A 23,350-nucleotide genomic window follows, 5' to 3' on the forward strand; every position below is an offset into this window, starting at 1 on the left:
CGGTGTACGTCCAGCGGCTCGAGCTGGTCGACTTCCGCTCGTACGAGTCGGTCGCGGTCGACCTGTCCGCTGGCACGAGTGTGTTGGTAGGCCCCAACGGGGTCGGCAAGACCAACCTGCTGGAAGCGCTCGGCTACGTGGCGACCCTGGACAGTCACCGGGTCGCCACGGACGCCCCGCTGGTCCGGGCCGGTGCCGCCGCGGCGGTGATCCGGTGCTTGATAGTCCACGATGGACGCGAACTGCTGGTCGAGCTGGAGATCGTCCCCGGCAAGGCCAACCGGGCGCGGCTGGGCCGGTCTCCGGTCCGCCGCGCCCGCGACGTGCTCGGCGCGCTGCGGATGGTGCTGTTCGCGCCGGAAGACCTGGAGCTCGTCCGCGGCGACCCGGCGGAGCGCCGGCGCTATCTCGACGACCTGCTGGTCGCCCGCCAGCCGCGGTACGCGGGCGTGCGGGCCGACTACGACCGGGTTGTCAAGCAGCGCAACGCGCTGTTGCGCACCGCCTACCTGGCCCGCAAGACCGGCGGCACCCGCGGCGGCGACCTGTCCACACTGGACGTCTGGGACACGCACCTGGCCCGGCACGGCGCGGAGCTGCTCGCCGGCCGACTGGAGCTGGTCAACGCGCTCGGGCCGTTCGTGGCCAAGGCCTACGACGCGGTGGCGGCCGGCAAGGGCGCGGCGGGCATCGCCTACCGGTCCGGCGTCGAGGTCGGTGCCGGCGACCGGGCCACGCTGGAGGAGGCGCTGCTGGAGGCGTTGGCCGACGGCCGTTCGTCCGAAGTGGATCGTGGCGTGACGCTGACCGGTCCGCACCGCGACGACCTGACGCTGACGCTGGGCACGCTGCCGGCCAAGGGCTATGCCAGCCACGGCGAGTCCTGGTCGTACGCGCTGGCGTTGCGCCTGGCCGCCTACGACCTGCTGCGGGCCGACGGCATCGAGCCGGTGCTGGCCCTCGACGACGTGTTCGCCGAGTTGGACGCGGGCCGCCGCGAGCGGCTGGCCGAGCTGGTCGGCGGCGCCAAGCAGCTGCTGGTGACGTGCGCCGTTCCGGAGGACGTGCCGGCGTCCCTGCGCGGCGCCCGCTTCGAGGTCTCCGAAGGGACGGTCCGCCGTGCCGACTGACCAACCCGGCCGGGGCGAGCCGAAGAAGACACCTGACGCGCCCGACAAGGGAACGACACCGGCCGCGGCCGCCGGCTCGGCTGACGGGCCGTCCGGACCGCAGCTCGCCCGCGCGGCGCTGGATGCCGCGTTGGCCAAACGTGCCGCGGCCGCGCCTCGGCGCCGATCAGCCGTCAGCGGCGACGGTGGCGGCCGGGGCAAGCGGCTCCGCGGCTACTCGGGGCCGGGTCCCGATCCGCGCGACCCGCAGCTCTTCGGTGTGGTCCTGGAGCGCCTCGTCAAAGCCCGCGGCTGGCAGAAGCCGGCGGCGGAGGCAACCGTGTTCGGCGCGTGGGAGAAAGTCGTCGGCCCGGACATCGCCGCACACTGTCGCCCGATCAAGCTCGCGGACGGCGAGCTCACCGTCGAGGCCGAGTCGACCGCCTGGGCCACCCAACTGCGCCTGCTGGCCGCGAACCTGCTCAAGCGGATCGCCGGCGAAGTCGGCCACAACGTCGTCAAGAAGCTCCACATCCACGGCCCGGCCGCCCCGAGCTGGAACAAGGGCCCCCGCCGCGTCCAGGGCCGCGGCCCCCGCGACACCTACGGTTGACCCGCCCGCCACCCGTTCGGGTTGTGTGCCGCGGACCCGGCAGGGCAGGGCCCACGCAGTGGTGCCCTGCCCGTTGCGCGCGGGAGCAAGCGGTCCGGACCACCGCGGACGCGCGTAAAGCGCCCTTTCGAGACTTTGACTTAGTAGTCGGCGTAGACGGCGAAACCTCGGTCGGCGCAGCGACGGTAGAACCTGGACAGCACAGCTAGCTCGCTGCGGGCGAAGCTCCACTGCGGCGCGTCGCCCGACTCGTCGAGCAGGGCGTCGAGCCGCCCGTCGAGCCAGCGCAACTGTTGGTCGGCGAGGCGCCCGCCGGACAGCGCGGTGTGCAGCACGGCACCGACCGTCTCGAAGGTGACCGACTCGCCGTGGGGCCGGTGACCCTCGACGAAGCGCTCCAGGCCGCCCGCGATCCAGGCGCACCCGTCCGGGTCGATCACCGGGTCCTCGTCTTCCGCCGCGGCCTCTGTGGCGTAGAGCACACCTTCGAGACCGAGGAGGAGGTCGACCAGTTCCGTGTACGCCGTCGCGCGGACCGTGCCCGTCTTGGCGATGTGGCCCGCGAGGGCGGCGGTGGGCGCGGCGACGCGCGGGTCGTCGGCCAGGTCCGCGAAGTCGACGAACTCGGCCGGTGCGACCGGGTCGTAGAAGCGGCCTGTGCGCGGCCACTGGACGGCGACGTTGTCCAGCCCCATCGGGTCACCCTTCTCCGTTCCGCGAGATTCCGAAACCGGCGAGGACGGCCCGGATCGCGCCGCAGAAACTACGGCACGGCCGCAGGTTCGCGCGACCCCCGAAGGGTCACCTTTGGAGTGCGGATCATGGCCCGGATTTCCGATTTGCCCGGACCATCGCTCCCGGCGGCAACACCGGCCACCGAAGCCGGCTCATGATCCACGGCGAAAAGGGGCCGACGGCGGGCTGGCACTCGCGCAGGGGGCATTCGTGTGGGGGGAGTCGCGGATACCGGGGTTCGCGCCGCTGTGGCGCTTCTAGCGCCGTTTTTGGGGTGCGCCGGATGGGTGTTCACGCTTCCGGCCCGGTAACATTGGTGGCAGACGAAGGACGACGCGCGGACGACCGTATCGGGTCCTCCCCGGCCCGGGGCCGCCCGCGTGTCATGTCCAGCCGATCGTGACCGCGGGAAGGCGCGGCGAGCGGTGCGCCCATGACCCCGGTCGCGCCGGTCGTCGCTGGCCATCCCGCCATACCCGCGCACCAGCGTCGCACGACGACGCTGGGGCGGCGCGAGAAAGTGGCCAGAGTGGCAACGCAGAAAAAGCAGGAGTACGGCGCCGAATCGATCCAGGTGCTCGAGGGGCTCGAGGCCGTCCGCAAGCGCCCCGGCATGTACATCGGGTCGACCGGTGAACGTGGCCTGCATCACCTGGTCTGGGAGGTTGTCGACAACGCGGTCGACGAGGCCCTGGCCGGCTACTGCGACACGATCGACGTCGTGCTGCTGGCCGACGGCGGCGTGCGCGTCGTCGACAACGGCCGTGGTTTCCCGGTCGACCTCCACCCGAAGCTCAAGAAGCCGGGTGTCGAGGTCGCGCTGACCGTCCTGCACGCCGGCGGCAAGTTCGACGGCAAGGCGTACGCGGTCTCCGGCGGTCTGCACGGCGTCGGCGTGTCCGTGGTCAACGCGCTGTCCACCCGCATGGAGGTGGTCATCCACAAGTCGGGCAACGTCTACCGGCAGTCGTACGTCAACTCCAAGCCGTCGCCGCTGGAGAAGGGCGAGACCACCAACACCACCGGTTCCTCCGTCTCGTTCTGGCCGGACCCGAAGATCTTCGAGACCATCGAGTTCACGTTCGAGACGATCTACCGGCGCCTCCAGGAGTACGCGTTCCTGAACCGCGGCCTGACCATCCACTTCCGCGACGAGCGTCCGACCAGCGAAGAGGACGGCAAGGCGCGCGAGGTCACCTTCCTCTACAAGGGCGGCATCGCCGACTTCGTCCGGCACCTCAACAACACCAAGTCGCCGATCCACAAGTCGGTGATCGAGTTCGGTGGCGAGGAGGAGGGCATGGCGGTCGAGATCGCCATGCAGTGGAACGAGTCGTACGGCGAGTCGGTCTACACGTTCGCCAACACGATCAACACCCACGAGGGCGGCACCCACGAAGAGGGCTTCCGCGCGGCGCTGACCGGTGTGGTCAACAAGTACGGCGCCGAGAAGAAGATCCTCAAGGGCGACGAGAAGCTGACCGGTGAGGACATCCGCGAAGGCCTCGCGGCGATCGTCTCCGTCAAGCTGGCCAACCCGCAGTTCGAGGGCCAGACCAAGACCAAGCTGGGCAACACCCCGGTGAAGAGCTTCGTGCAGCGGGTCTGCAACGAGTGGCTCAACGACTGGCTGGAGCGCAACCCCAGCGAGGCCAAGACGATCATCACGAAGGCGACCCAGGCGTCCCGCGCCCGGATCGCCGCCCAGCAGGCCCGCAAGCTGGCCCGCCGCAAGTCGCTGCTGGAGTCCGGCTCGATGCCGGGCAAGCTGGCCGACTGCCAGTCGACCGACCCGCGCGAGTCCGAGGTGTTCATCGTCGAGGGCGACTCGGCCGGCGGCTCGGCCAAGCAGGGTCGTGACCCGCGGGTGCAGGCGATCCTGCCGATCCGCGGCAAGATCCTCAACGTGGAGAAGGCCCGGATCGACCGGGTGCTGAAGAACAACGAGGTCCAGGCGCTGATCACGGCGCTGGGCACCGGCATCCACGACGACTTCGACATGGAGAAGCTGCGCTACCACAAGGTGGTGCTGATGGCCGACGCCGACGTCGACGGCCAGCACATCCAGACGCTGCTGCTCACGCTGCTGTTCCGCTTCATGCGGCCGCTGGTCGAGCTCGGCCACGTCTACCTGGCGTCGCCGCCGCTCTACAAGATCAAGTGGAACAAGAAGGGCGACGACGCGCAGTACGCGTACTCGGACCGTGAGCGCGACGGGCTGATCCGGCTCCGCCAGGAGAGCAAGCCCAACGCCAAGCCCGACGACATCCAGCGGTTCAAGGGTCTGGGCGAGATGAACTACCCGGAGCTGTGGGAGACCACGATGAACCCGGCGACCCGCACCCTGCGCCAGGTGACGCTCGACGACGCGGCGACCGCCGACGAGCTCTTCAGCGTGCTGATGGGCGAGGACGTCGAGGCCCGGCGCTCGTTCATCCAGCGCAACGCGAAGGACGTGCGGTTCCTCGACATCTGACGCAACCGTCCGGGGCTCGGCTCGCGTGTATGAGTCGGCCCCGGACCGAGCGAGCGCTGAAGTTATCCACAGACAGGTCGGTTTCCACAGCCGTTATCCACAGGACAAAGACGGCATTTAGGGCGAAAAAGGATTAATTGTGACGGATATCCCCGAGGCCAACGAGCCGGATCTCGAGGCGGCGGCGGCCGCGGTAGGCAGTCGCGACCGCGTCGAGCCGGTCGGGCTCGAGGTCGAGATGCAGCGTTCGTACCTCGACTACGCGATGAGCGTCATCGTCGGGCGTGCGCTTCCGGACGTCCGCGACGGTCTCAAGCCGGTTCACCGCAAGATCCTTTACGCGATGTACGACTCGGGCTACCGGCCCGACCGCGGCTACGTGAAGTGTTCCCGCGTCGTCGGCGACGTGATGGGTCAGTTCCACCCGCACGGCGACTCCGCGATCTACGACGCGCTGGTCCGGATGGCGCAGACCTGGTCGCTGCGCTACCCGCTGGTCGACGGCAACGGCAACTTCGGCTCGCCGGGCAACGACCCGGCCGCGGCCATGCGATACACCGAGTGCAAGCTCGACCCGCTGGCCATGGAGATGCTCCGGGACATCGACGAGGACACCGTCGACTTCCAGGACAACTACGACGGCCGGGCCAAGGAGCCGGTGATCCTGCCGTCGCGGATCCCCAACCTGCTGGTCAACGGCGCTGAGGGCATCGCGGTCGGCATGGCCACCAAGATCCCGCCGCACAACCTCCGCGAGATCGCCGACGCGGTCAAGTGGTGCCTGGACAACCCGGAGGCCGACGAGCCGACCACGCTCGAGGCGCTCCTGGAGATCGTCAAGGGCCCCGACTTCCCGACCCACGGCCTGATCGTCGGCACCCAGGCGATCCAGGACGCGTACCGCACCGGTCGTGGCTCCATCCGGATGCGCGCGGTGGTCGAGGTCGAAGAGGACAAGAAGGGCCGCGCCTGCCTGGTCGTCAGCGAGCTGCCGTACCAGGTGAACCCCGACAACCTGGCCGAGCGGATCGCGGAGCTGATCCGCGAGGGCAAGATCGCCGGCATCGCGGACATCCGCGACGAGTCGTCGGGCCGCACCGGCATGCGGATCGTGATCGTGCTCCGGCGCGACGCGGTCGCCAAGGTCGTGCTCAACAACCTGTACAAGCACACCCAGCTCCAGGAGACCTTCGGCGCCAACATGCTGGCGCTGGTCGACGGCGTGCCGCGCACGCTCAACCTGGCGCAGTTCATCCGCTACTACGTCGAGCACCAGATCGACGTCATCCAGCGTCGTACGGCTTACCGCCTGCGCAAGGCCGAGGAGCGCGCGCACATCCTGCGCGGTCTGGTCAAGGCGCTGGACGCCCTCGACGAGGTGATCGCCCTGATCCGGCGCTCGCCCACCGTCGAAGACGCCCGCGGTGGGCTGCGGACCCTGCTCGACATCGACGACATCCAGGCCACCGCGATCCTCGACATGCAGCTCCGCCGCCTCGCGGCCCTGGAGCGGCAGAAGATCATCGACGAGTTGGCGAAGATCGAGATCGACATCGCCGACCTGCGCGACATCCTCGCCAAGCCGGAGCGGCAGCGGAAGATCATCGCCGACGAGCTCAGCGAGATTGTGGCCAAGTGGGGCGACGAGCGGCGCACCAAGATCGTCCCGTTCGACGGCGAGGTCTCGATGGAAGACCTCATCGCGCGCGAGGACGTGGTCGTCACGATCACCCGCACCGGGTACGCGAAGCGCACCAAGGTCGACCTCTACCGCTCGCAGCGGCGGGGCGGCAAGGGCGTCAGCGGCGCCGGGCTGCGGCAGGACGACATCGTCAGCCACTTCTTCGTCTGCTCGACGCACGACTGGATCCTGTTCTTCACGAACAAGGGCCGGGTCTACCGCGCCAAGGCGTACGAGCTGCCGGAGGCGAGCCGCACCGCCCGCGGCCAGCACGTGGCCAACCTGCTGGCCTTCCAGCCGGACGAGCACATCGCCCAGGTGATCGAGATCGCCGACTACGGTGTGGCGCCCTACCTGGTGCTGGCGACCCGCAACGGCCTGGTCAAGAAGACCAAGCTGGAGGAGTTCGACTCCAACCGGTCGGGCGGCATCATCGCGATCAACCTGCGTGACGAGGACGAGCTCGTCGGCGCCGCGCTCGCCGGCACCGGCGACGACCTACTGCTGGTCTCGAAGATGGCGCAGGCGATCCGGTTCAACGCGACCGACGAGGCGCTGCGCCCGATGGGCCGCGCCACGTCCGGCGTCATCGGCATGCGGTTCTCCGACGACGACGAACTGCTGGCCATGGAGGTCGTCGGCGACGGCATGGAGCACCTGGACGTGCTGGTGGCCACCAACGGTGGTTACGCGAAGCGCACGCCGATCTCCGAATATCCGGTCCAGGGGCGCGGCGGGAAGGGTGTCCTCACCGCTAAGCTCACCGAGCGTCGGGGCGGTCTCGTAGGAGCGGTGGTGATCAGTCCCGACGATGAGCTGTTTGCTATAACGAGCAATGGTGGTGTTATCCGGACTCCGGTGAAGCCTGTACGCCGAACGCGCGATCGGAACACAATGGGGGTCAAGCTCATGGACCTTCCGGACGGCGTAACCATCGTGGCCATCGCTCGCAATGCCGACGAGCCCGACGAACAGGACTAGTTGATGACGGAGACAACGGCGAAGTCGGGGACTGCGGGGGCCTCGACCACCCCGGCCGAGGGCGAGGCCGCCGACAGCGGCGCGTCCGCGACCGGCCGCGCGGCAGTAGGCCGGGCGGTAGTCCCCGCCGACGCACCGTCGCCCAAGTTCACCCGTGCACCTGGCATGCCGGCGCCGCCGGACAAGCCCGGTGAGAGCGGCAACGCGTCCGACGGGGGTGCCTCGTCGTCGTCCTCGTCCGGTGGGTCCGGCTCGGGCGCCGGCTCCGCTTCTGGCTCGGGTTCCGGCTCGGGCTCGGGCTCCGGTTCCGGTTCGGGTTCGGCAGGCTCCGGTCCCAAGTCGCCGGTCTCCGTCGGCACGTCGGTCGGTGGTGGCCTGTCCGGTGGCGGGTCCGTGCCTCCGAGCATCACGCGCCCGGGCGCGTCGCGTCCGGGCGAGCGTCCTGGTGAGGCCGGCTCGGGCCTCGGGCTTGGTTTCGGCGGGGCTGGTGCCGGCCCGGGCGTGACCCAGGCGAATGCGACCTCGGCGCCGACCCGGCCCGGTGCGGCCGGTGCCGCCGGCGCGGCGGGCCCGGCTTCGGCGGTGGGTGCGGCCCGGGTGACCGAGGCGGTGCGCACGGCGCGCTCGACGGTGGCCGGCGGGGCCGCGCGTGGTCCGCGGCGGGCCCGGCTCAACGTCAAGCGGATCGACCCGTGGTCGGTGTTCAAGTTCTCGTTCGCCGTGTCTCTGGTGCTCTTCATCGTCGTGATCGTGGCGACCTCGGTGCTCTACCTCGCGCTCGACGCGATGGGCGTCTTCGAGAAGGTCAACACCAGCCTGGGCGACCTGATCAGCGCCAGCGGCGGCAGCGACGGCAGCACATTCAAGATCACGGCCAAGGGCGTGATCGGCACGTCGGCCCTGATCGGCGTGGTCAACGTGGTGCTCTTCACCGCGCTGGCCACCCTGGGCGCGTTCATCTACAACGTCTGCGCCGACCTGGTCGGTGGGGTCGAGCTCACCCTGGCCGAGCGGGACTAGTTTTCGTCAAGGAGGCGTGACGCTTCGGCGTCGCGCCTCCTTGTCTGTCCGCCCCCCAGGCGCGCCGGGTATCCAAGTTGGGGGAAGCCGGGGCGGTACGGTAACCTTGCCCGGTCGCACGGGGCTATAGCTCAGTCGGTTAGAGCGCAGAGCTGATAACTCTGAGGTCGCTGGTTCGATTCCAGCTAGCCCCACTTCAGACGGTTGCGAGCGTGAGGGGATTCCCCCAATGTTGAAGAAGCTCCTGATCATCGTCGGAGTCGTGGGCGTCGCCGCCCTGGTGGTCAAGAAGGTCAAGGCCTCCAGCGACGAGCGGGCCCTGTGGCACGAGGCGACCACCGCCCCCGACCTGCGATAGTTTTCCGATCTGGCGGCTCCACCCGCCGTCGGGGCCGTAGCTCAACTGGCAGAGCACTGCCTTTGCAAGGCAGGGGTTAGGGGTTCAAGTCCCCTCGGCTCCACGAATGCCTGCCTAGAGCACGTCCGCATACGCGGCCACGATCTAGGCAGGCATTCGTCTTTCCTGGCTCCGGGGGCGACCCCCGGACATCCCACGGTCTGGTGCGCGCGGTCCGCGGGTATGCGAGCGGCCGGACCCAACGTCACTCGTGAGCCTGCCTTTCTCGGCCGGCGCTGTGGCCGCGGCGGCTCGCTCGTCGCGCTCCCGGGCACGCCGCTGGTTGCGGCGGTGGCCAACCCAGGCCGCTTCCGCGTGAACGCTCGAGGTGACGACTGGTCGGACGGGGCCTAATAGCTGAACGTCCGAGGTGGTGACGACCTACGCAGGCCGTGATCGGACGAGGCGCGCGAGTGGACGCTCAAGGTGGCGACCCACGCAGGCCCAGATCGGGTGAGGCTCGAGAATGGCGGTCGGGCCAGGTCCAGCTTCGGTGGCTCCAGTCCCATTGACGGGCCGGTCAGGTCTGGACTGGCCGCGAAGAGACGATCGCGGATCCGTCTAACGGCCACGAAGGCCACCTGTTCACGCAAATCCCCGCTTGAGCGCACGCCGGTACGCTGCGCGCGTGAGCTATGACCTCATGTTTCTGCGCCGCCAGCCGGACCAGAGCTGGGACGAGGCGCTGGAAGCCGCCGAGGACTACCAGGATTTCGGTGCTGGCCCTGACGACGAGGTCTGGCAGCGGGTGCTCACCCGGGCCAGGCTCCTGCTGGGCGAGGTCACAGCCGGCCTGACCGACGACGGCGGCGAGATCAGCCACGATCGCACGGGCATCCAGCTCTCCCTGTACGCGGACTCCGCCGAGATGAGCGTCCCCTACGGCGAGACCGGGGAGGGCGCGACCGCCGTACTGCGGACGATGTTCCTGCTCGGCCAGGTGGTGGAGGAGGAGACGGGCCTGGAGGGCTACGACCCACAACTGGAGCAGCCCATCCGCGCGGCCGCCGCCAACCTGGACCTGGGCGCGGCCTCGTTCGACATGGTCGCCCGCATGCTCAGCAGACCGGCCGGCTAGGCCCCTGTCTCGTCCAAGAGATCGCCCGATCGCCCAATTGGCCGGCGAACGTACGCCGCGCGGCTTCCATGGGGCTTTGGCCGCGCGGTCTCCGTCGGCCGTGGACGCCGGGTGCGGTGGGCTCTCAGCGTTGGGGCTGGTGTCGGCCTTTGGCCTCCCGGCTGGCCATCGGGCTCTGACCGCTGGGCTGCGTCGGCTTTGGGGCCTGGCGGTGTATTGGTCTTGGCCTCGGGGAGTGCGTTGGGCTCTGACCGCTGGGCCGCGTCGGCCTTGGTCGTTGGGGGTGGTGTCGGCCTTTGGCTGTCCGGGGGTGCGTTGGGCTTTGACCGTTGGGGTGCGTCGGTCTTGGCGTCCGGGAGTGCGTTTGGCTTGGCCGTTTGGGTGCGATGGCCCAGGCCGCTGGGCTGCGTCGGCCCTGGCCGTTGCGGGTTTGTCGGTCTTGGCGTCCGGGAGTGCGTTTGGCTTGGCCGCTTGGGTGCGATGGCCCAGGCTGCTGGGCTGTGCCGGCCTTGGCCGTTGCGGGGATTGTCGGTCTTGGCCTCCGGAATTGCCTTTGGCTTGGCCGATTGGGGGTGCGGTGGCCCTGGCCGCTGGGCTGCCCGGCTATGGCTGCTGAAAGGTGTCGGCCCTGGCCGCCTAGCCGCGTTCGGCATTGACCGCTCGGCGGCATGCGCGCCGGCCGTTTGGGGGTGCGTATCCCCGGGGCGTTGACGGGCTTCGTCCTGCCGGGTTGTTCGTGTCGTCTGCTGCCAGTTTGCTTCGCTGGTTATGGCGTGGTGATGTTCCAGCGCTCCGCGAGCTGGCGGCGGCCTTCGTCTGTGATCCGGAGGGCGCGGTGGCCCGGTGCGCGACGGACGAACCAGCCGTCCGCGAGTGTCTGGGCGCACAGCGCCGCGCCGAGGGCGCCGGCCAGGTGGGGGCGGCGTTCGGTGAAGTCGAGGCACGAGCGGGCGAAGGCCCGTCGGCTGGTTCGCGCACCCGCCACGTCCACGCCCGCCTTGGCCAGCGTCTCGGCGCCCGCCGGAGTCAGGGTGAAGCCGTCGCCGCCGGCTGCCAGGATGTCGTCCGCCACGAAGGCGTCGACCAGGGAGACGGCCACGACGCCGGCCAGGTGGTCGTAGCAGGTGCGGGCGAGTGTCATCGCCTCGTCGGTGCGGGACTGGCGCAGCGAGCGGATCGGACGTGGTGGGCTGATCGCACCCAACGCCTCGAGGGCGTGCGCCACGTCGGCGGAAGCCAGGCGGAAGTAGCGGTGCCGACCGCTGTGGGTGACCTCGACCAGGCCGCCCTCGACGAGCTGGGACAGGTGGCCGCTGGCTGTCGACGCCCGCACGCCGCCGGCCCGGGCGAGCTCGCCCGCGGCCAGCGCCTGGCCGGAAAGAAGCGCGTCGAGCATGGCCGCCCGGGCCGGCTCGGCGATGAGCCGCGCGGCCGCGGCCAGGTCGACGTCTGTGGTCATCGCCCAACGGTAGGCCGCCGACAGTTCGGCGCCGACCGAACTGTTAGGCACCTACCTTCGGCCTCATGATCGTTGAACTCATTCCGGCGGCGGTGGACGAGGTGCTGGGCCGCGCCGAGAGCTGGCTCGGGTGGGACGGCCGTCCTGTCCATCGGGACGGCAACGCTTGGACACCCCACAAGGCGATCCGCCGGGTCTCCGACCACCTGGTCGACCACCTCGCCGAGATCGACTGCCGGCTGGCCGGCCTGCCGACCATCCCCGACGAGTGGCACGGCCGAACGGTGACCACCCACGCCGACTTCGCCTGGTTCACGGAGGTCGACCTCGACGAGGCCCGCAGCCGGCTGACCCGACTCGCGGCCTGCTACCGGGCCAGACTCAGCGCGCTAGACACCGAAACCTTGGACCACGAACCCGAAGACGGCGCGTGGCCCATCCGCAAGATCGTCGAACACGTCGCGAACGTCACCTACTACGCCCGCATGCTCGACCCGAATCCGCTGCCGTAGCCGGCCAGTCCCCTTGAGTGCTGCGTCGGCTGGCCGAGCAGCTCCACCGCGCTGTTCGCCTTTGCCGGCCCGCCCTGCCGTGCCGAACGGCGGCTTGATCGATGGCAAGCCATCGTGTGTGCTTGGTCGGGTAGATCAGGCGCCTGCCGAGTGATCATGTGCACGCCTTCCGGTCGACACGCCGTGCGAGAACTCGACCAGATGCACCCGATCATGCGGTCCGGGTCGGCGAGGCTTGATGTGCCACACCCGATCATCACCGGCCCTCTCCGGCGGCGTCCGATCCCAGCCGGGTCGGCCCTGGCCGGGCGGATTGACCGCACCGGCCTTGGGCGGCGCGAGCCTTGGTGGGGCCGGCCACGCGGGTGAGGCGGTGCAGGCTTGATGGGGCTGGGTCGTGCGGGTTGACGGCGCCGGCTTTTGCGCGGGCTGCGCGGGCCTTCGGTGGGACGGGGCGCGTGGGCCTCGGTGGGGCCGGCCATGCGGGTGGGGGCGGTGCTGGCTTTTCAGGGGGGCTGGGTCGTGCGGTTTGACCGCACCGGCTTTGCGGGCGGGCGCCCGGCCTTCGGTGGGACGGGGCGCGCGGGCGTCGGCGGGCCGGGTGGGGCGATGCCGGCTTCCTGGGGGCGGGGCCGTGCGGGTTGACGGCGTCGGCCTTAGGCGGTCGCGCTGCGCGGCCCTCTCGACACGGGGCGCGGACCTCGGTAGGGCCGGGCGGTGCCGGCCATCCTGGCCGGGCAAGTGCCGATCTCTTAAACGGGCAGGGCCGTGCGGGACGAACGCGCTGCCCACGGGCGGGGTGGGGCCCCGCGCGGGCCGTGGCGGGTCCGGGCGGGGTGGGCCTTGACGGGAGGGTGGTGCCGGCCCTCACGGTGCCTGGCCGTGCGGGTTGACCAGCGCTTTCCCCGGCGGGCCTTCACCGCGTCGCCTCTTGAGCATCGCGAGTGCGGATTGCCAGCTCTTCGTCTCCGCTCATGGTGATCCGCAAGACGGCGCAAGGGTCTGTCTCGAAGTGTTGACCGGGCTGCGGTGAAATCCAGACGCCGCCCGGAACCACGCCGGGCACGGCCCTGCCCTGCCCTGCCCGGCGCGGCCCCCGCTGACCCCTTGGGGCTTGCCGCGCTCCGGCCCTCAGGTCGAGGCGGGCGCTAGTTGCTCGGGGCCTCGGTGGGGTCGGGCGGAGCCAAGGTCGGTGACGGTGGGTCGGACGGGCTTTCCGGTGGTGGTGCCGGCGTTGTCGTGGGCGGCGGGGTCGGTGTGGTTGGCCGCTCTGACGGCGTCGACGAGCGGGTGGGCGGTGTCGATGGTGTCGGGGTCGCGTGGGTTTCGCGGGGCGTCGGTGTGGTCGACGGTGATGGCGGGCTGTCGCGTTGCTGCGAGTTCGAGCCGGGCCGCTCGCCGCCCGTTGCGTTCGGCTGTCCCGGGCGCAGCAGGAGGTAGCTGACGAAGGCGAGTACGAAGATCAGTAGGAGCACCACTGTGGAGAGCCGGATCTTGCCCAGCTTCAGGCCGCTCATGAGGCGGCCATTGGCTCGGCGGTGTCCAGTGCCGTGGCTACCCGGACGCCCTCGTGTTGGAAGGCGATGGCTACCCGGGAACGTAGCTCGCGGCCCACGTCGAACTGTTTGCCCGGCAGGGTGCGGGCGACGATGCGCAGGTGCACCGAATCCACTTCGAGGCTCTGCACGCCCAGCACCGTCGGGGCGTCCAGCAGCAGCTGGCCCAGGTTCGGGTCTTCGACCGCGGCCGCGGTGACCTCCTGCAGGATCTCTCGTGCGCGCGTCAGGTCGACGCTCGTCGGCACCGGGACGTCGATGACGGCCCGCGCCCAGTCACGCGACATGTTGATGACCTGCACGATCTGGCCGTTGGGGATCATCACCACCTCGCCCTGGAGCGTGCGCAGCCGGGTGATCCGGAGGGTCACCTCTTCGACGGTGCCCGTCACGCCGCTCTCCGAGCCGAGCGTGCCGATCCGGATCGTGTCACCGAAGCCGTACTGGCGCTCGAAGATGATGAACGTGCCCGCCAGGATGTCCTGCACGATCCGCTGCGCGCCGAAGCCGAGCGCGACACCGAGCACCGCCGCGGGTGCGACCAGGCCGGTCACCGGGACGTTCAGTTGCTGCAGGATGAGCACGGCGGCGATCGAGTAGATCGCCACGATGATGAGCCAGGTCAAGCCCTGGGTCACGACGTGGCGGTGTTTGGCTCCCTCGTCGGCGATCTGCCCGGTGCTGGTCGGATGCGCGTCGATCCGCTGGTAGATGCGTCCGCTGATCCACCGCGTCAGTCGGGACAGCAGGATCGCCCCGACCACGAACAGGACGACCAACAGCCCACTGCCGCGGAGCCAGTCGGTCAGATCGTTCGTCGAAGCCATCGCCACCACCATGGCAACCCATCCTGACATGGCCCATCAGCGCCCGCACCAGCTGACCGGGTCGTCAGGCCGCTTGGAGAGCGGTAAGAATCACCTCCCCGAGCTGAACCGGGCGGGTGAACTGCGGCCAGTGCCCCGTCGGCAGGTCGATGTAAGAGACATCACGCAGGCGGGCGAGCTCGGCCGTGTAGGGCGAACCCTGGTCGATCAGCGAGCGCAGCTCCGCGCTGGGGAACTCGCACGCGATCACCGTCGCCGGCACGTCGTGGCGCCGGGGGTCCGATAGTCGGATCGGCCCGGCGGCGACCTGAGCGGGTGACGGGATCGCCCTGGCCCGGAAGGTCGCGCGCAGTGAGTCATCGAGGTCGACCAGGTCCTCGTCGTCGAACAAAGACCAGTCGGGCAGCGGCACCTCGCCGCCAAGAGACGGCAGGCTGTCGTTGATGCAGTCGCCGTCGGAGGCCGGCACCGCGTCGACATAGACGACCCGGTCAACCAGCGCGGGCCGGGCGTCGGCCACGGCGTGCGCGATCGCCCCGCCGCCGGAGTGGCCGACCAGCACGACACCGTCGGGCGGGTCCAGGTCGTCGACCACCGCGACCACCGCCGCGATGTGGTCAGCGACGGTGATCGAGGCGCGGGAGGCACCGACCACCATGCCCGGCAGCGTCAGCGCGTGCGCCCTGTGCCCGGCCTTCTCGATCACCGGCACGACCTCGTCCCACGACGAGCCGTCGAGCCACAGGCCGGGAATCAGCACGATGTCCATGCGGGGAGGCTAGGACAGGCCACCGACAATTTTGACGTGTGGCCGCCGGCGCAGCCGGACCCCGAACGCGACCGCGACCAGCACGAGCAGCAGGAGCGCCGTGACCGCCGCGTGCAGCAGCCCACGGTCGAAGTAGCCGACCGAGGTGTGGTCGATCGCGTACGTGCCGATCTCCCGGCTGAACCAGAACGGCAACAGCCGGGCCGCGTTGCCCGCCGGGTCGAGGATCATCTGCAGGCCGACCACGGTCATCAGCACCAGCATGCCCTCGAGGTCACGGGGCAGCAGCGCGCTGAGCGCGAGCCCGAGCAGCGGCGCGACCAGCACGCCGAGCAGCATGATCACCGCGATCGCCCCGTACCGGACGTTGTGTTGATCGAAGCGGATCAGCAGGAAGTACGGCGCCGACAGCAGCAGGCCGAGCGTCCAGAGGGCCAGCAGCCGGCCGAGGAAGAGCTGGTGGGTGCGGTAGCCCGACAGCCGCAGCCGAGGTTCGAGCGACCGCGCGGAAGAGCCCACGAACAGCGCCGCCGCGCTCAGCACCCAGGCCAGCCCCAGGCAGACGAACCGGATCGACTGACCGAGGTGATCGCCGCGCCGGCCGAGATAGAACGCCAACGGCAGGACCAACAGCAGCACGAGTACGCCGCGCCGGCGTACCGTCTCGCGCAGCGTCATCTCGGCGATCGTCATGGTCTGGTTCATGCCGCCACCCCCGCCCCGCCGGCCGACAGGTCGAGCACGATGTCGACCCGGTCGAGCTGGTTGAGCAGGTGGGTGACCACCACGACGGCCCGCCCCGCGTCGCGCCAGCGCCACACCTCGTGCCAGAAGTCGAGATAGGTGCCCCGGTCGAAGCCCTGGTACGGCTCGTCGAGCAGCAGCACCTCGGGATCGCCGAGTCCGGCGAGCACCAGGTTGAGCTTCTGCCGCGTGCCACCGGACAGGTGCCGGGCCTGGGCGTCACCAGGCACCCAGTCGAGCGCGGCCGCCCGCCGGGCGCCCTCCCGCGCGGCCGCCGAGCGCGGCACCCCGCGACCTGCGCCGATCAACGCGAAGTGCTCCTCGGCCAGGAGGAAGTCGGCCGTGCCGCCGGCCTGTGGGCAGTAGCCGACCGTGCCGTGCAGCTCGACGTGGCCACCGTCGGCACCGACGAGCCCCGCGCAGATCCGCAGGAACGTCGACTTGCCGGACCCGTTGGCGCCGACCACCGCCGCGACCTGGCCGGCGTGCACCGTCAACGAAACCCCGGAGAGCACGGTGCGCCGCCCGTACCGCTTGGAAATGTCGACGGCCCGCAGCCGCACCGGGCCGACCGACGAGCGGGTGGAAAGGGCCGGACCACCGACGCTGTCCGCGACGGCCGCCGCATAAGCCGACGGTGGACCGAACGCCCGCAGCGGCGGCTCGCCACTGTCGCGCAGGTGCCCGGCCGCCTCGGCCACCACGTGCGCGGCCAGGTCTGGGCCGACGCCGTGCCGCCGGAGCTCGTCGGTGAGTGCGGCCAGCCAGATCTCGTGTCTCACCGGGCCGTCCTTTCCTGGATTATCGCGCCGACCCCGCCGGCGAACGCCGCCCACTGGCCGGCGGCCTCGCCCAGGACCGCGAGGCCCGCAGCGCTGATCGTGTAGTACTTGCGGGCCGGACCGCCGCCGCCCTCGCGCCAGTAGACGGTCACCAGGCCGGAACGCTGCAACCGCAACAGCACGGGGTAGAGCGTGCCGCCCTGGATCGTGCCGAGGCCTGCGGACTGCAGGGACTGGGCCAGCTCGTAGCCGTAGGAGTCGCCGCGCGCGAGCAGCCCGAGCACGCACAGGTCGAGCACACCCCGCAACCACTGCGCCCGGCGATCCTGATCCACAGTCGAGCACGCTAGCACGGCCATCTAGATAGTGAAACCACCTAGTTAGGGAGCGGCCAGCGCCGCGGTCGGCGCCAGCCGGGCCGCCCGCACCGCGGGATAGAGCCCGGCCACGGCCCCGATCAGCAGGGTCGCCGCCAGCGCGCCGAGCGAGGCCCAGGCCGGCACGACGGCAGGCCAACCCTGGGTCAGCGCGTACGCGGACGTCACCCCGATGCCCAACAGCACGCCACCGACCCCGCCGAGCCCGCACAGCAGCAACGACTCCGCGAGAAACTGAGCCCGGATCTGCCCCCGCGTCGCACCGAGCGACCGGCGCAGCCCAATCTCGCCCCGCCGTTCCAGCACCGAGATGACCATCGTGTTGGCCACCCCGACCCCGCCGACCAGCAGCGCGACCGCGCCGAGCCCGAGCAGCAGCCCGGTGAACGCGTCGTCGGCGGCCCGGCCCGCCGCCAGGGCGTCGGACGGCCGCGACACCTCCACCTCGGAAGGCGCGGCCGGGTTGGCGGTGTTGGCCAGCACGGCAGCCACCGCCTCGACCGAATCCTCGTCGGCGCGGGTGTAGATGGTCGTCGGATACCCGTCGAACCCCAGCTCAGCGGTGGCAGCCGGCCACCCGACCAGGGCCGACGAGTCGAGCTCCGGCGCCAGCGGCACCGGCGCGAGCACCCCGACCACGGTGAACCAGGTGTCGCCCAGCCAGACCGGCTGCCCGATCACCGCGCCCAGCCGGTCGGCCGCCACCGCGCCCAGCACCACCGCCGGATAGCGGGCGGTCGCCTCGTTGAGCCAGACCCCGCGGGCGACCACGGCACCCACCGTGGCTGGCAGGTCCAGGTAGCTGGCCACCACCGCGATGCTGCCGTTCTGCGCGGCCGGGATCCGATCTGTCCGATAGACCTTCGCGGACACCCGCCCGGTCGCGCTGACCGAGGTCACCGGGCCGATCCGGCCGACCATCGCCGGCGCCTCGACGGGCAGCGTCGCCGGCTCGTCCGCGAACAGCTTGCTGCCCGGGCCGACGGTGAGCAGGTTGGTGCCCAACCGGTCGAGCGTGCGGTGCAACTCCGCGCGGCTCGACGCGGAGACGCCGACGACCGCGGTCATCGCCGCGATGCCGATCGCGATGCCGAGCGCGGCGAGCACGGCCCGCGACGGCCGGGAGCGCAGCCCGGCGGCACCGAGTCGGAGGAGGTCGGAGAAGCTCATGCGAGCCGCCCGTCGCGGATCTCGACCCGCCGGGGCAGGCGCCCGGCGATCTCCCGATCGTGGGTGATCACGATGATCGTGGTGCCGCCCGCGTGCAGCCTGTGCAGCAGATCGAGGACGGCCCCGCCCGACGCCGAGTCGAGGTTGCCGGTCGGCTCGTCCGCGAGCAGCAACGCCGGTGCTCCGACCACCGCGCGGGCGATCGCGACCCGCTGCTTCTCACCACCGGAGAGCTCGTGGGGCCGATGCCGCAGCCGGTGCGCGAGCCCGACCGTGTCCAGCGCCGCGCGGGCCCGATCGAGCCGAACCGAACGCCGTACCCCGGCGTAGAGCAACCCGTCCGCGACCGCGTCCAGCGCCGGAACCCCCGGCGCCAGGTGGAACTGCTGGAACACGAAGCCGATCCGGGTCGCCCGCAGCGCGGAGAGGCGACGGTCGGACAACGCGGCGATGTCGGACCCGGCGAACTCCACGGTCCCCGAGGTCGGCCGGTCGAGCGTGCCGACCAGGTGCAGGACCGTCGACTTGCCCGAGCCCGACGGCCCGACGACGGCGACCAGCTCGCCCTCGTCGACGGAGAGCGAGATGCCGTCGACGGCGACGACCCCGCCCGGGTACTCCTTGCGGACGTCCCGCAACGCCACCAGTGTCATGACGGCATCCCCACGGTCAGCCCCTCCACCAGCCCGGCACCACTGATTTCGACCCGGCCGCCCGCGAACAGCCCGGTCTCGACCGCCAGGAACCGGCTCGTGCCGCCGTCGACGACCTGCACCCCGTAGCCGCCCTCGGCCAGCGCGACCAGGGCAGCGACCGGCACGGTCAGCACGTCGGCCCGGCTGCCGGCGGTCAGTGCCACGTCGACCGGCCCTTCGCGCAGGTCGCCCAGCGCACGCTGGTCGGCGACCGACACGGTGACCTCGACCGTCGGTGGCCCGCCGTCCGGCCCGGCCGTCGCGACCGCGCCGACCGTGGCCACCGTGCCCTGGGCCGTCTCACCGGACGGCAGTTCGACGGTCGCGGCCGCACCGGGCACCGCCAGGTCGCGGTCGCCGACCGGCAGGTCGATCGTCACCAGCCGGGTGGTGCCGGTGTAGCTGACCACGGTGCCGCCCGCCGGCGCACCGACCGGGGACCCGTGTGCGGCGATCCGGATCGGGCCCGGCGCGTACGCGACCAGGCCGGCCGTGACGACGCCGGTCGAGGACACGCCAAGGTCGTCCTGCCACTGCCGGACCGCGCCCGCGGTCGCGCCCGTGTAGTCGTCGTCGACGGTGAACCCGTCGTAGCCCAGTGCGGCCAGGTTCTGCTCGAACTGCCGGACGTCCGGCCCGTCGACACCCGGCGACAGCGGCCGGTAGACCGGCAGGGGCCCGTAGAGCAGCACGACCGGTTCGCCGGAAGACCGGAAGACCGGCTTGCCGCGGGTCACCGTCGAGCCCTCGGCCGCGAGCCAGGTGACCATCCCGCCGGTGCCACGCAGCGCCACGGGCTCCCCGTACCCCAGGCGTCCTTCGACTTCCGAGGTGTCGACCAACGTCTCTCGGGTCACCGTCGCGGTCTTCGGCGGCAGGTCGGCGGCGTGCGCCGTGCCCCCGTCTCCGCCGCCCCCGAAGAGACCGACCGCGGCGGCGACCGCCGCACCGGCCGCGACCACCGCGACGCCGGCCACCAGCACCACCCGCCTCACCGGCGGACACCGCCGCTGGGCGTGGGCACGACGTCGCGGCACGTCTCCAGCGCGGCAAGCACGTCGGCATCGTGCTTGTCCAGGATGTACTCGCGGACAGCCGCGCCGCCGTCGGGATCCGGGTCGGGGAAGTCCGGCACTCCGTTGGCCCGCATGCACTCCGCCAACGCCCGCTGGCGTTCGAGTTGGTCGGGGTTGAGCTTGACGTCCTTGCCACCGCCGGGCATCAGGTCCCGGCACGCGTCGACGGCGTCGAGCACCTTGTCCTTGTCGAGCTTGTCCAGCTCGATGCCGAGCTTGCTGCCCGGCTGCGGGTCGGGCATGTCCACGCCGTGCTCGCGCATGCAGGCGGCGAACGCCCGTCCCCGCTCTTCGTCGCCGGAGGGGGCGGCGGCGCTCGCGCTCGGTGCGCCACCGCCGGCGGAGGCAACGCCGGGCGTCGCGCCAGCGCTGTCACAGGCCGCCAGACCAAGGCCGAGAACCAGCAGGGGTACGGCCAACGTACGTCTCATGACTGCTCCTTTCGGTGTTCGTCGCGAAGCAGTCCAGCGATGGCCGGATAAGGCCGGCGTCAAGGCGGTCCAACCGCTTATGGCGGCCTTATCCGCTGGTGGGCGACCATGGCGGGGTGCGGGTGCTGGTGGTGGAGGACGAGCGGTTGCTGGCGGACGCGGTCGGCGAAGGGCTGCGCCGCGAGGCGCTCGCCGTCGACGTCGTCTACGACGGGGACGCGGCGTTGGAACGGCTCGGGGTCAACGACTACGACGTGCTGGTGCTCGACCGGGACCTGCCGGTCGTGCACGGCGACGACGTCTGCCGGGCCGTGGTCGCGTCGGGAGCGGAGACCCGGGTACTGATGCTGACCGCGGCCGTCGACGTCGCCGACCGGGTCGCCGGCCTGGGCCTGGGTGCCGACGACTACCTGCCGAAGCCGTTCGCGTTCGCGGAGCTCGTCGCCCGGGTGCGGGCGCTCGGCCGGCGGGCCCGGCCGGCCGCGCCGCCGCTGCTGTGCCGGGCCGGCCTGGAGCTCGACCCCGGCCGGCGCACCGTGATCCGGGACGGCCGACCGCTCGCGCTGTCCCGCAAGGAGTTCGCGGTGCTGGAGGAGCTGCTGCGGGCCGACGGTGCCGTGGTCAGCGCCGAGCAACTGTTGGAGCGGGCCTGGGACGAGCACATCGACCCGTTCACCAACGTGCTGCGGGTGACCGTCATGACGCTGCGGCGCAAGCTCGGCGAACCGCAGGTGGTGCTGACCGTGCCGGGAGTGGGGTACCAGATCCGATGAGACGCCTGACTGTGCGGGTCCGGCTGACCGCCGCGTACGGGCTGGTGTTCCTGATCGCGGGCGTCGCGCTGCTGAGCGTCACGTACGTGCTGATGGACGCCACCCTCGACCGCCAGAAGATCGACGCGTCGGCGCTCCTCGCCAAGGTCAACGGCGAGAAGCTGCCGGAGGGCGCGAAGGACCTGCTCGGCGGCATCGCGATCGACAAGAAGCTGATCAACAAGGCGATCGAGGCCCGGCCGCTGACGGATGCCGAGCGGCAGAAGGTCATCGAGAACGTCGAGCTGGCCGAGCAGCTCCAGGAGGACATCAACCAGCGCACGCTCAACTCGCTGGTCACCCGGGGCGGCGTCGCCGTCGGGATCGTCACGGTGGTCGGACTCTGGGTGGGCTGGCTGCTGGCCGGCCGCACGCTGCGCCCGCTGACCCAGATCACCGCGACCGCCCGGCGGGTCGCCGACCGCAACCTGCACGAGCGGATCGGGCTGTCCGGGCCGCGCGACGAGCTGCGCGAGCTCGCGGACACTTTCGACGACATGCTGGCCCGGCTGGACGCGGCGTTCGACGGCCAGCGGCGGTTCGTGGCGAACGCGTCGCACGAGCTGCGTACGCCGCTGGCCGTGAACCGGACTCTCCTGGAGGTGGCGATGGGCCGCCCGGGCGCACCGACCGAGCTGGTCCGGTTGGGCGAGACGCTGCTGGAGGTGAACGCCCGGCACGAGCGCCTGATCGACGGCCTGCTGACGCTGGCCCGTTCGGAGCAGGCGGTGTCCGACCCGGTGCCCGTCGACCTGGCCGAGGTGGCGACGCGGGTGCACGACCAGTTCGCCGGCGAGGCCCGCGCGGCGGAGCTGTCGTTCGACCGGTCCGGGTCGCCGGCGCCGACCACGGGCGACCCGGTGCTGCTCGAACGCCTCGCGCAGAACCTGGTGGAGAACGCGATCCGGCACAACGTCGGCGCGGGCCGGGTCACGGTGACCACGGGCTCGTCGGCCGACCGCGCGCTGCTGACGGTGACCAACACCGGCCCGATCATCCCGGCGTACGAGGTGGCGGGCCTCTTCGAACCGTTCCGCCGCCTGACCGACCGCGTCGGTTCGGCCCGCGGCACCGGCCTCGGCCTGTCGATCGTCCGCTCGGTCACCCACGCCCACGGCGGCGAGGTAACAGCCCACCCGCGTCCAGGTGGCGGGCTGGTCGTCGACGTCGCCCTCCCGCTCAGTCGGGGGTGAGGCGGAAAACCGGCCAGCCGATCTCCGTGCGCCAGGCGTTGGGTGCGTCGGTGTCGCGTGGGCCGACCAGGTACGTCTCGTAGACCGGGCCGTCGACGGCCAGGGCGTGTTCGACCACCCAGGAGCCGAGCCGGCCGTACGTGACGTCGATGTCGTCGTGTGGGCCCTCGTGCACGGTGACGGCGAGGTCGATCGCCGGCAGGTCGAGGGCCTCGATCCGGCCCGATCGGTGTGGCTCGCGGACCGGGCGGAAGACCGTCACCGCGCCCGTGCCCTCGGCGAACAGCTCGTTGGCGTAGCGGCCGCCGGGTGGGCCGGTGCGGTCGGCCGCCGGGAAGACCGCGTCCAGTTCGGCCATCGCGGCCGCGTACCAGGGGAGCACGTCCGCAAGGGCGACCCGGTCGTCGCTGACGGCGGCGACGGTCCGGGCCGGCACGGAGCGGAGCTCGACCGCCAGGTCTGCCGGGTCTGGCCGGAGCAGTTGGCGGAGGGACACCACCGCGGACCGGGTGCGGTCCAACTGGTCCTCCAGGCGCTGGAGGTGGCCGGAGATCAGCTCGGTCCGTCGCCGCGGGTCGTCCGTGGCCAGGATCGACTTGACCTCGGCCAGAGGCACGTCCAGCTCACGGAGGCGGTGGATGACCTGCGCGGGCGGGATCTGGTCGGCGGAGTAGTACCGGTAGCCGGTGAACTTGTCGACCTGGGCCGGCTCCAGCAGGCCGGCCTCGTGATAGCGGCGCAGCGTGCGCACGCTCAGGTGGGTGAGCGCGGCGAACTCGCCGATCGTCAATCCTGGGCGCATTGGCCCAGTTTGCTCCCTCTCCCTGGGGGAGAGTCCACGAGTTGACCCTCTCCCG

The 23,350-nt window shown here is 71.2% G+C and carries 23 protein-coding genes and 2 tRNA genes; 12 read left to right on the forward strand and 13 right to left on the reverse strand.

What is annotated here, in order from left to right:
- Window positions 1-2: 2 nt before the first annotated feature.
- Together recF and CHC05_RS43215 are read left to right on the forward strand one after the other, a co-directional pair.
- Window positions 3-1,130, forward strand: coding sequence for a DNA replication/repair protein RecF (gene recF, locus CHC05_RS37600; RefSeq protein ID WP_089255426.1), 1,128 nt, complete (start codon window positions 3-5; stop codon window positions 1,128-1,130).
- Complete coding sequence (locus CHC05_RS43215; RefSeq protein ID WP_089255427.1) at window positions 1,120-1,722, forward strand: DciA family protein; 603 nt, start codon at window positions 1,120-1,122, stop codon at window positions 1,720-1,722. Before recF ends, CHC05_RS43215 begins: the two co-directional genes overlap by 11 nt.
- Before the next feature lie 140 nt (window positions 1,723-1,862).
- On the opposite strand, the gene CHC05_RS37610 is transcribed toward CHC05_RS43215, so the two are convergent.
- Entirely contained in the window at window positions 1,863-2,417 is a 555-nt protein-coding gene (locus CHC05_RS37610; RefSeq protein WP_089255428.1) for a hypothetical protein, read from the reverse strand.
- Between the two features lie 569 nt (window positions 2,418-2,986).
- Here CHC05_RS37610 and gyrB point away from each other — a divergent pair.
- The 7 genes from gyrB (at window position 2,987) to CHC05_RS37640 (ending at window position 10,090) form a co-directional block, all read left to right on the forward strand.
- Entirely contained in the window at window positions 2,987-4,933 is a 1,947-nt protein-coding gene (gyrB, locus tag CHC05_RS37615; RefSeq protein ID WP_089255460.1) for a DNA topoisomerase (ATP-hydrolyzing) subunit B, read from the forward strand.
- A 139-nt stretch (window positions 4,934-5,072) separates the two neighbouring features.
- Entirely contained in the window at window positions 5,073-7,595 is a 2,523-nt protein-coding gene (gene gyrA / locus CHC05_RS37620; protein ID WP_089255429.1) for a DNA gyrase subunit A, read from the forward strand.
- Between the two features lie 3 nt (window positions 7,596-7,598).
- A complete protein-coding gene (locus CHC05_RS37625) occupies window positions 7,599-8,615 on the forward strand; it encodes a DUF3566 domain-containing protein (RefSeq protein WP_089255461.1) in 1,017 nt (338 codons plus the stop codon).
- A gap of 120 nt (window positions 8,616-8,735) precedes the next feature.
- Window positions 8,736-8,809: transfer RNA gene (locus tag CHC05_RS37630), tRNA-Ile, on the forward strand.
- A gap of 35 nt (window positions 8,810-8,844) precedes the next feature.
- Window positions 8,845-8,973, forward strand: a complete 129-nt coding sequence (locus CHC05_RS42205; protein WP_218137071.1) for a DLW-39 family protein — start codon at window positions 8,845-8,847, stop codon at window positions 8,971-8,973.
- A gap of 30 nt (window positions 8,974-9,003) precedes the next feature.
- Window positions 9,004-9,076 (forward strand) — tRNA-Ala (locus tag CHC05_RS37635).
- A gap of 564 nt (window positions 9,077-9,640) precedes the next feature.
- A complete protein-coding gene (locus CHC05_RS37640) occupies window positions 9,641-10,090 on the forward strand; it encodes a hypothetical protein (RefSeq protein ID WP_089255430.1) in 450 nt (149 codons plus the stop codon).
- A 766-nt stretch (window positions 10,091-10,856) separates the two neighbouring features.
- Here the strand turns inward: CHC05_RS37640 and CHC05_RS37645 are convergent.
- Window positions 10,857-11,549: an ArsR/SmtB family transcription factor gene (locus CHC05_RS37645; RefSeq protein ID WP_089255462.1), complete on the reverse strand. Its 693-nt coding sequence runs from the start codon at window positions 11,547-11,549 to the stop codon at window positions 10,857-10,859.
- Between the two features lie 65 nt (window positions 11,550-11,614).
- Between CHC05_RS37645 and CHC05_RS37650 the strand changes: the two genes are divergently transcribed.
- The gene (locus tag CHC05_RS37650; RefSeq protein WP_089255431.1) at window positions 11,615-12,061 is read left to right on the forward strand and encodes a DinB family protein; all 447 of its coding nucleotides are present in this window, start codon (window positions 11,615-11,617) and stop codon (window positions 12,059-12,061) included.
- 1,148 nt (window positions 12,062-13,209) lie between these two features.
- Here the strand turns inward: CHC05_RS37650 and CHC05_RS41105 are convergent.
- From CHC05_RS41105 to CHC05_RS37695, 10 genes are all read right to left on the reverse strand, one after another.
- Entirely contained in the window at window positions 13,210-13,578 is a 369-nt protein-coding gene (locus CHC05_RS41105; protein ID WP_144022954.1) for an Rv3103c transmembrane domain-containing protein, read from the reverse strand.
- Window positions 13,575-14,444, reverse strand: a complete 870-nt coding sequence (locus CHC05_RS37655; RefSeq protein WP_218824804.1) for a mechanosensitive ion channel family protein — start codon at window positions 14,442-14,444, stop codon at window positions 13,575-13,577. Before CHC05_RS37655 ends, CHC05_RS41105 begins: the two co-directional genes overlap by 4 nt.
- A gap of 64 nt (window positions 14,445-14,508) precedes the next feature.
- On the reverse strand, window positions 14,509-15,213 hold the full coding sequence (locus CHC05_RS37660; RefSeq protein WP_089255433.1) for an alpha/beta fold hydrolase: 705 nt from the start codon (window positions 15,211-15,213) through the stop codon (window positions 14,509-14,511).
- Window positions 15,214-15,222: 9 nt separating this feature from the next.
- Window positions 15,223-15,918 (reverse strand): hypothetical protein, encoded by a 696-nt coding sequence (locus tag CHC05_RS37665; RefSeq protein WP_089255434.1) that lies wholly within the window; start codon window positions 15,916-15,918, stop codon window positions 15,223-15,225.
- Window positions 15,915-16,739 carry an ATP-binding cassette domain-containing protein gene (locus CHC05_RS37670; RefSeq protein ID WP_089255435.1) on the reverse strand — a complete coding sequence of 275 codons (825 nt, stop codon included), beginning with the start codon at window positions 16,737-16,739 and terminating at the stop codon, window positions 15,915-15,917. Before CHC05_RS37670 ends, CHC05_RS37665 begins: the two co-directional genes overlap by 4 nt.
- Window positions 16,736-17,074, reverse strand: a complete 339-nt coding sequence (locus CHC05_RS37675) for a PadR family transcriptional regulator (RefSeq protein ID WP_089255463.1) — start codon at window positions 17,072-17,074, stop codon at window positions 16,736-16,738. The genes CHC05_RS37670 and CHC05_RS37675 overlap by 4 nt, the downstream gene beginning before the upstream one ends.
- Before the next feature lie 45 nt (window positions 17,075-17,119).
- A complete protein-coding gene (locus CHC05_RS37680; protein WP_089255436.1) occupies window positions 17,120-18,286 on the reverse strand; it encodes an ABC transporter permease in 1,167 nt (388 codons plus the stop codon).
- Entirely contained in the window at window positions 18,283-18,939 is a 657-nt protein-coding gene (locus tag CHC05_RS37685; RefSeq protein ID WP_089255437.1) for an ABC transporter ATP-binding protein, read from the reverse strand. The genes CHC05_RS37680 and CHC05_RS37685 overlap by 4 nt, the downstream gene beginning before the upstream one ends.
- Entirely contained in the window at window positions 18,936-19,976 is a 1,041-nt protein-coding gene (locus CHC05_RS37690; RefSeq protein WP_089255438.1) for a peptidoglycan-binding domain-containing protein, read from the reverse strand. The genes CHC05_RS37685 and CHC05_RS37690 overlap by 4 nt, the downstream gene beginning before the upstream one ends.
- On the reverse strand, window positions 19,973-20,488 hold the full coding sequence (locus CHC05_RS37695) for a hypothetical protein (protein WP_144022955.1): 516 nt from the start codon (window positions 20,486-20,488) through the stop codon (window positions 19,973-19,975). Before CHC05_RS37695 ends, CHC05_RS37690 begins: the two co-directional genes overlap by 4 nt.
- A 116-nt stretch (window positions 20,489-20,604) precedes the next feature.
- Here CHC05_RS37695 and CHC05_RS37700 point away from each other — a divergent pair, with 116 nt between their 5' ends.
- Window positions 20,605-21,261 (forward strand): response regulator transcription factor, encoded by a 657-nt coding sequence (locus CHC05_RS37700; protein WP_089255464.1) that lies wholly within the window; start codon window positions 20,605-20,607, stop codon window positions 21,259-21,261.
- A complete protein-coding gene (locus CHC05_RS37705) occupies window positions 21,258-22,493 on the forward strand; it encodes a sensor histidine kinase (RefSeq protein WP_089255440.1) in 1,236 nt (411 codons plus the stop codon). Before CHC05_RS37700 ends, CHC05_RS37705 begins: the two co-directional genes overlap by 4 nt.
- Here the strand turns inward: CHC05_RS37705 and CHC05_RS37710 are convergent.
- Window positions 22,480-23,295 (reverse strand): MerR family transcriptional regulator, encoded by an 816-nt coding sequence (locus CHC05_RS37710; protein WP_089255441.1) that lies wholly within the window; start codon window positions 23,293-23,295, stop codon window positions 22,480-22,482. The genes CHC05_RS37705 and CHC05_RS37710 overlap by 14 nt on opposite strands.
- Between the last annotated feature and the right edge of the window lie 55 nt (window positions 23,296-23,350).

It is taken from the genome of Asanoa hainanensis (assembly GCF_900188485.1).
GTDB lineage: Bacteria > Actinomycetota > Actinomycetes > Mycobacteriales > Micromonosporaceae > Asanoa > Asanoa hainanensis.

What these genes read in the sequence shown, in the direction of transcription:
- CHC05_RS37610 (WP_089255428.1), bottom strand. Translation starts at nt 2,417, where the DNA reads ATGGGGCTGGACAACGTCGCCGTCCAGTGGCCGCGCACAGGCCGCTTC.
- CHC05_RS37625 (WP_089255461.1), top strand. Translation starts at nt 7,599, where the DNA reads ATGACGGAGACAACGGCGAAGTCGGGGACTGCGGGGGCCTCGACCACC.
- CHC05_RS42205 (WP_218137071.1), top strand. Translation starts at nt 8,845, where the DNA reads ATGTTGAAGAAGCTCCTGATCATCGTCGGAGTCGTGGGCGTCGCCGCC.
- CHC05_RS37645 (WP_089255462.1), bottom strand. Translation starts at nt 11,549, where the DNA reads ATGACCACAGACGTCGACCTGGCCGCGGCCGCGCGGCTCATCGCCGAG.
- CHC05_RS37650 (WP_089255431.1), top strand. Translation starts at nt 11,615, where the DNA reads ATGATCGTTGAACTCATTCCGGCGGCGGTGGACGAGGTGCTGGGCCGC.
- CHC05_RS41105 (WP_144022954.1), bottom strand. Translation starts at nt 13,578, where the DNA reads ATGAGCGGCCTGAAGCTGGGCAAGATCCGGCTCTCCACAGTGGTGCTC.
- CHC05_RS37655 (WP_218824804.1), bottom strand. Translation starts at nt 14,444, where the DNA reads ATGGCTTCGACGAACGATCTGACCGACTGGCTCCGCGGCAGTGGGCTG.
- CHC05_RS37660 (WP_089255433.1), bottom strand. Translation starts at nt 15,213, where the DNA reads ATGGACATCGTGCTGATTCCCGGCCTGTGGCTCGACGGCTCGTCGTGG.
- CHC05_RS37665 (WP_089255434.1), bottom strand. Translation starts at nt 15,918, where the DNA reads ATGAACCAGACCATGACGATCGCCGAGATGACGCTGCGCGAGACGGTA.
- CHC05_RS37680 (WP_089255436.1), bottom strand. Translation starts at nt 18,286, where the DNA reads ATGAGCTTCTCCGACCTCCTCCGACTCGGTGCCGCCGGGCTGCGCTCC.
- CHC05_RS37685 (WP_089255437.1), bottom strand. Translation starts at nt 18,939, where the DNA reads ATGACACTGGTGGCGTTGCGGGACGTCCGCAAGGAGTACCCGGGCGGG.
- CHC05_RS37695 (WP_144022955.1), bottom strand. Translation starts at nt 20,488, where the DNA reads ATGAGACGTACGTTGGCCGTACCCCTGCTGGTTCTCGGCCTTGGTCTG.
- CHC05_RS37705 (WP_089255440.1), top strand. Translation starts at nt 21,258, where the DNA reads ATGAGACGCCTGACTGTGCGGGTCCGGCTGACCGCCGCGTACGGGCTG.
- CHC05_RS37710 (WP_089255441.1), bottom strand. Translation starts at nt 23,295, where the DNA reads ATGCGCCCAGGATTGACGATCGGCGAGTTCGCCGCGCTCACCCACCTG.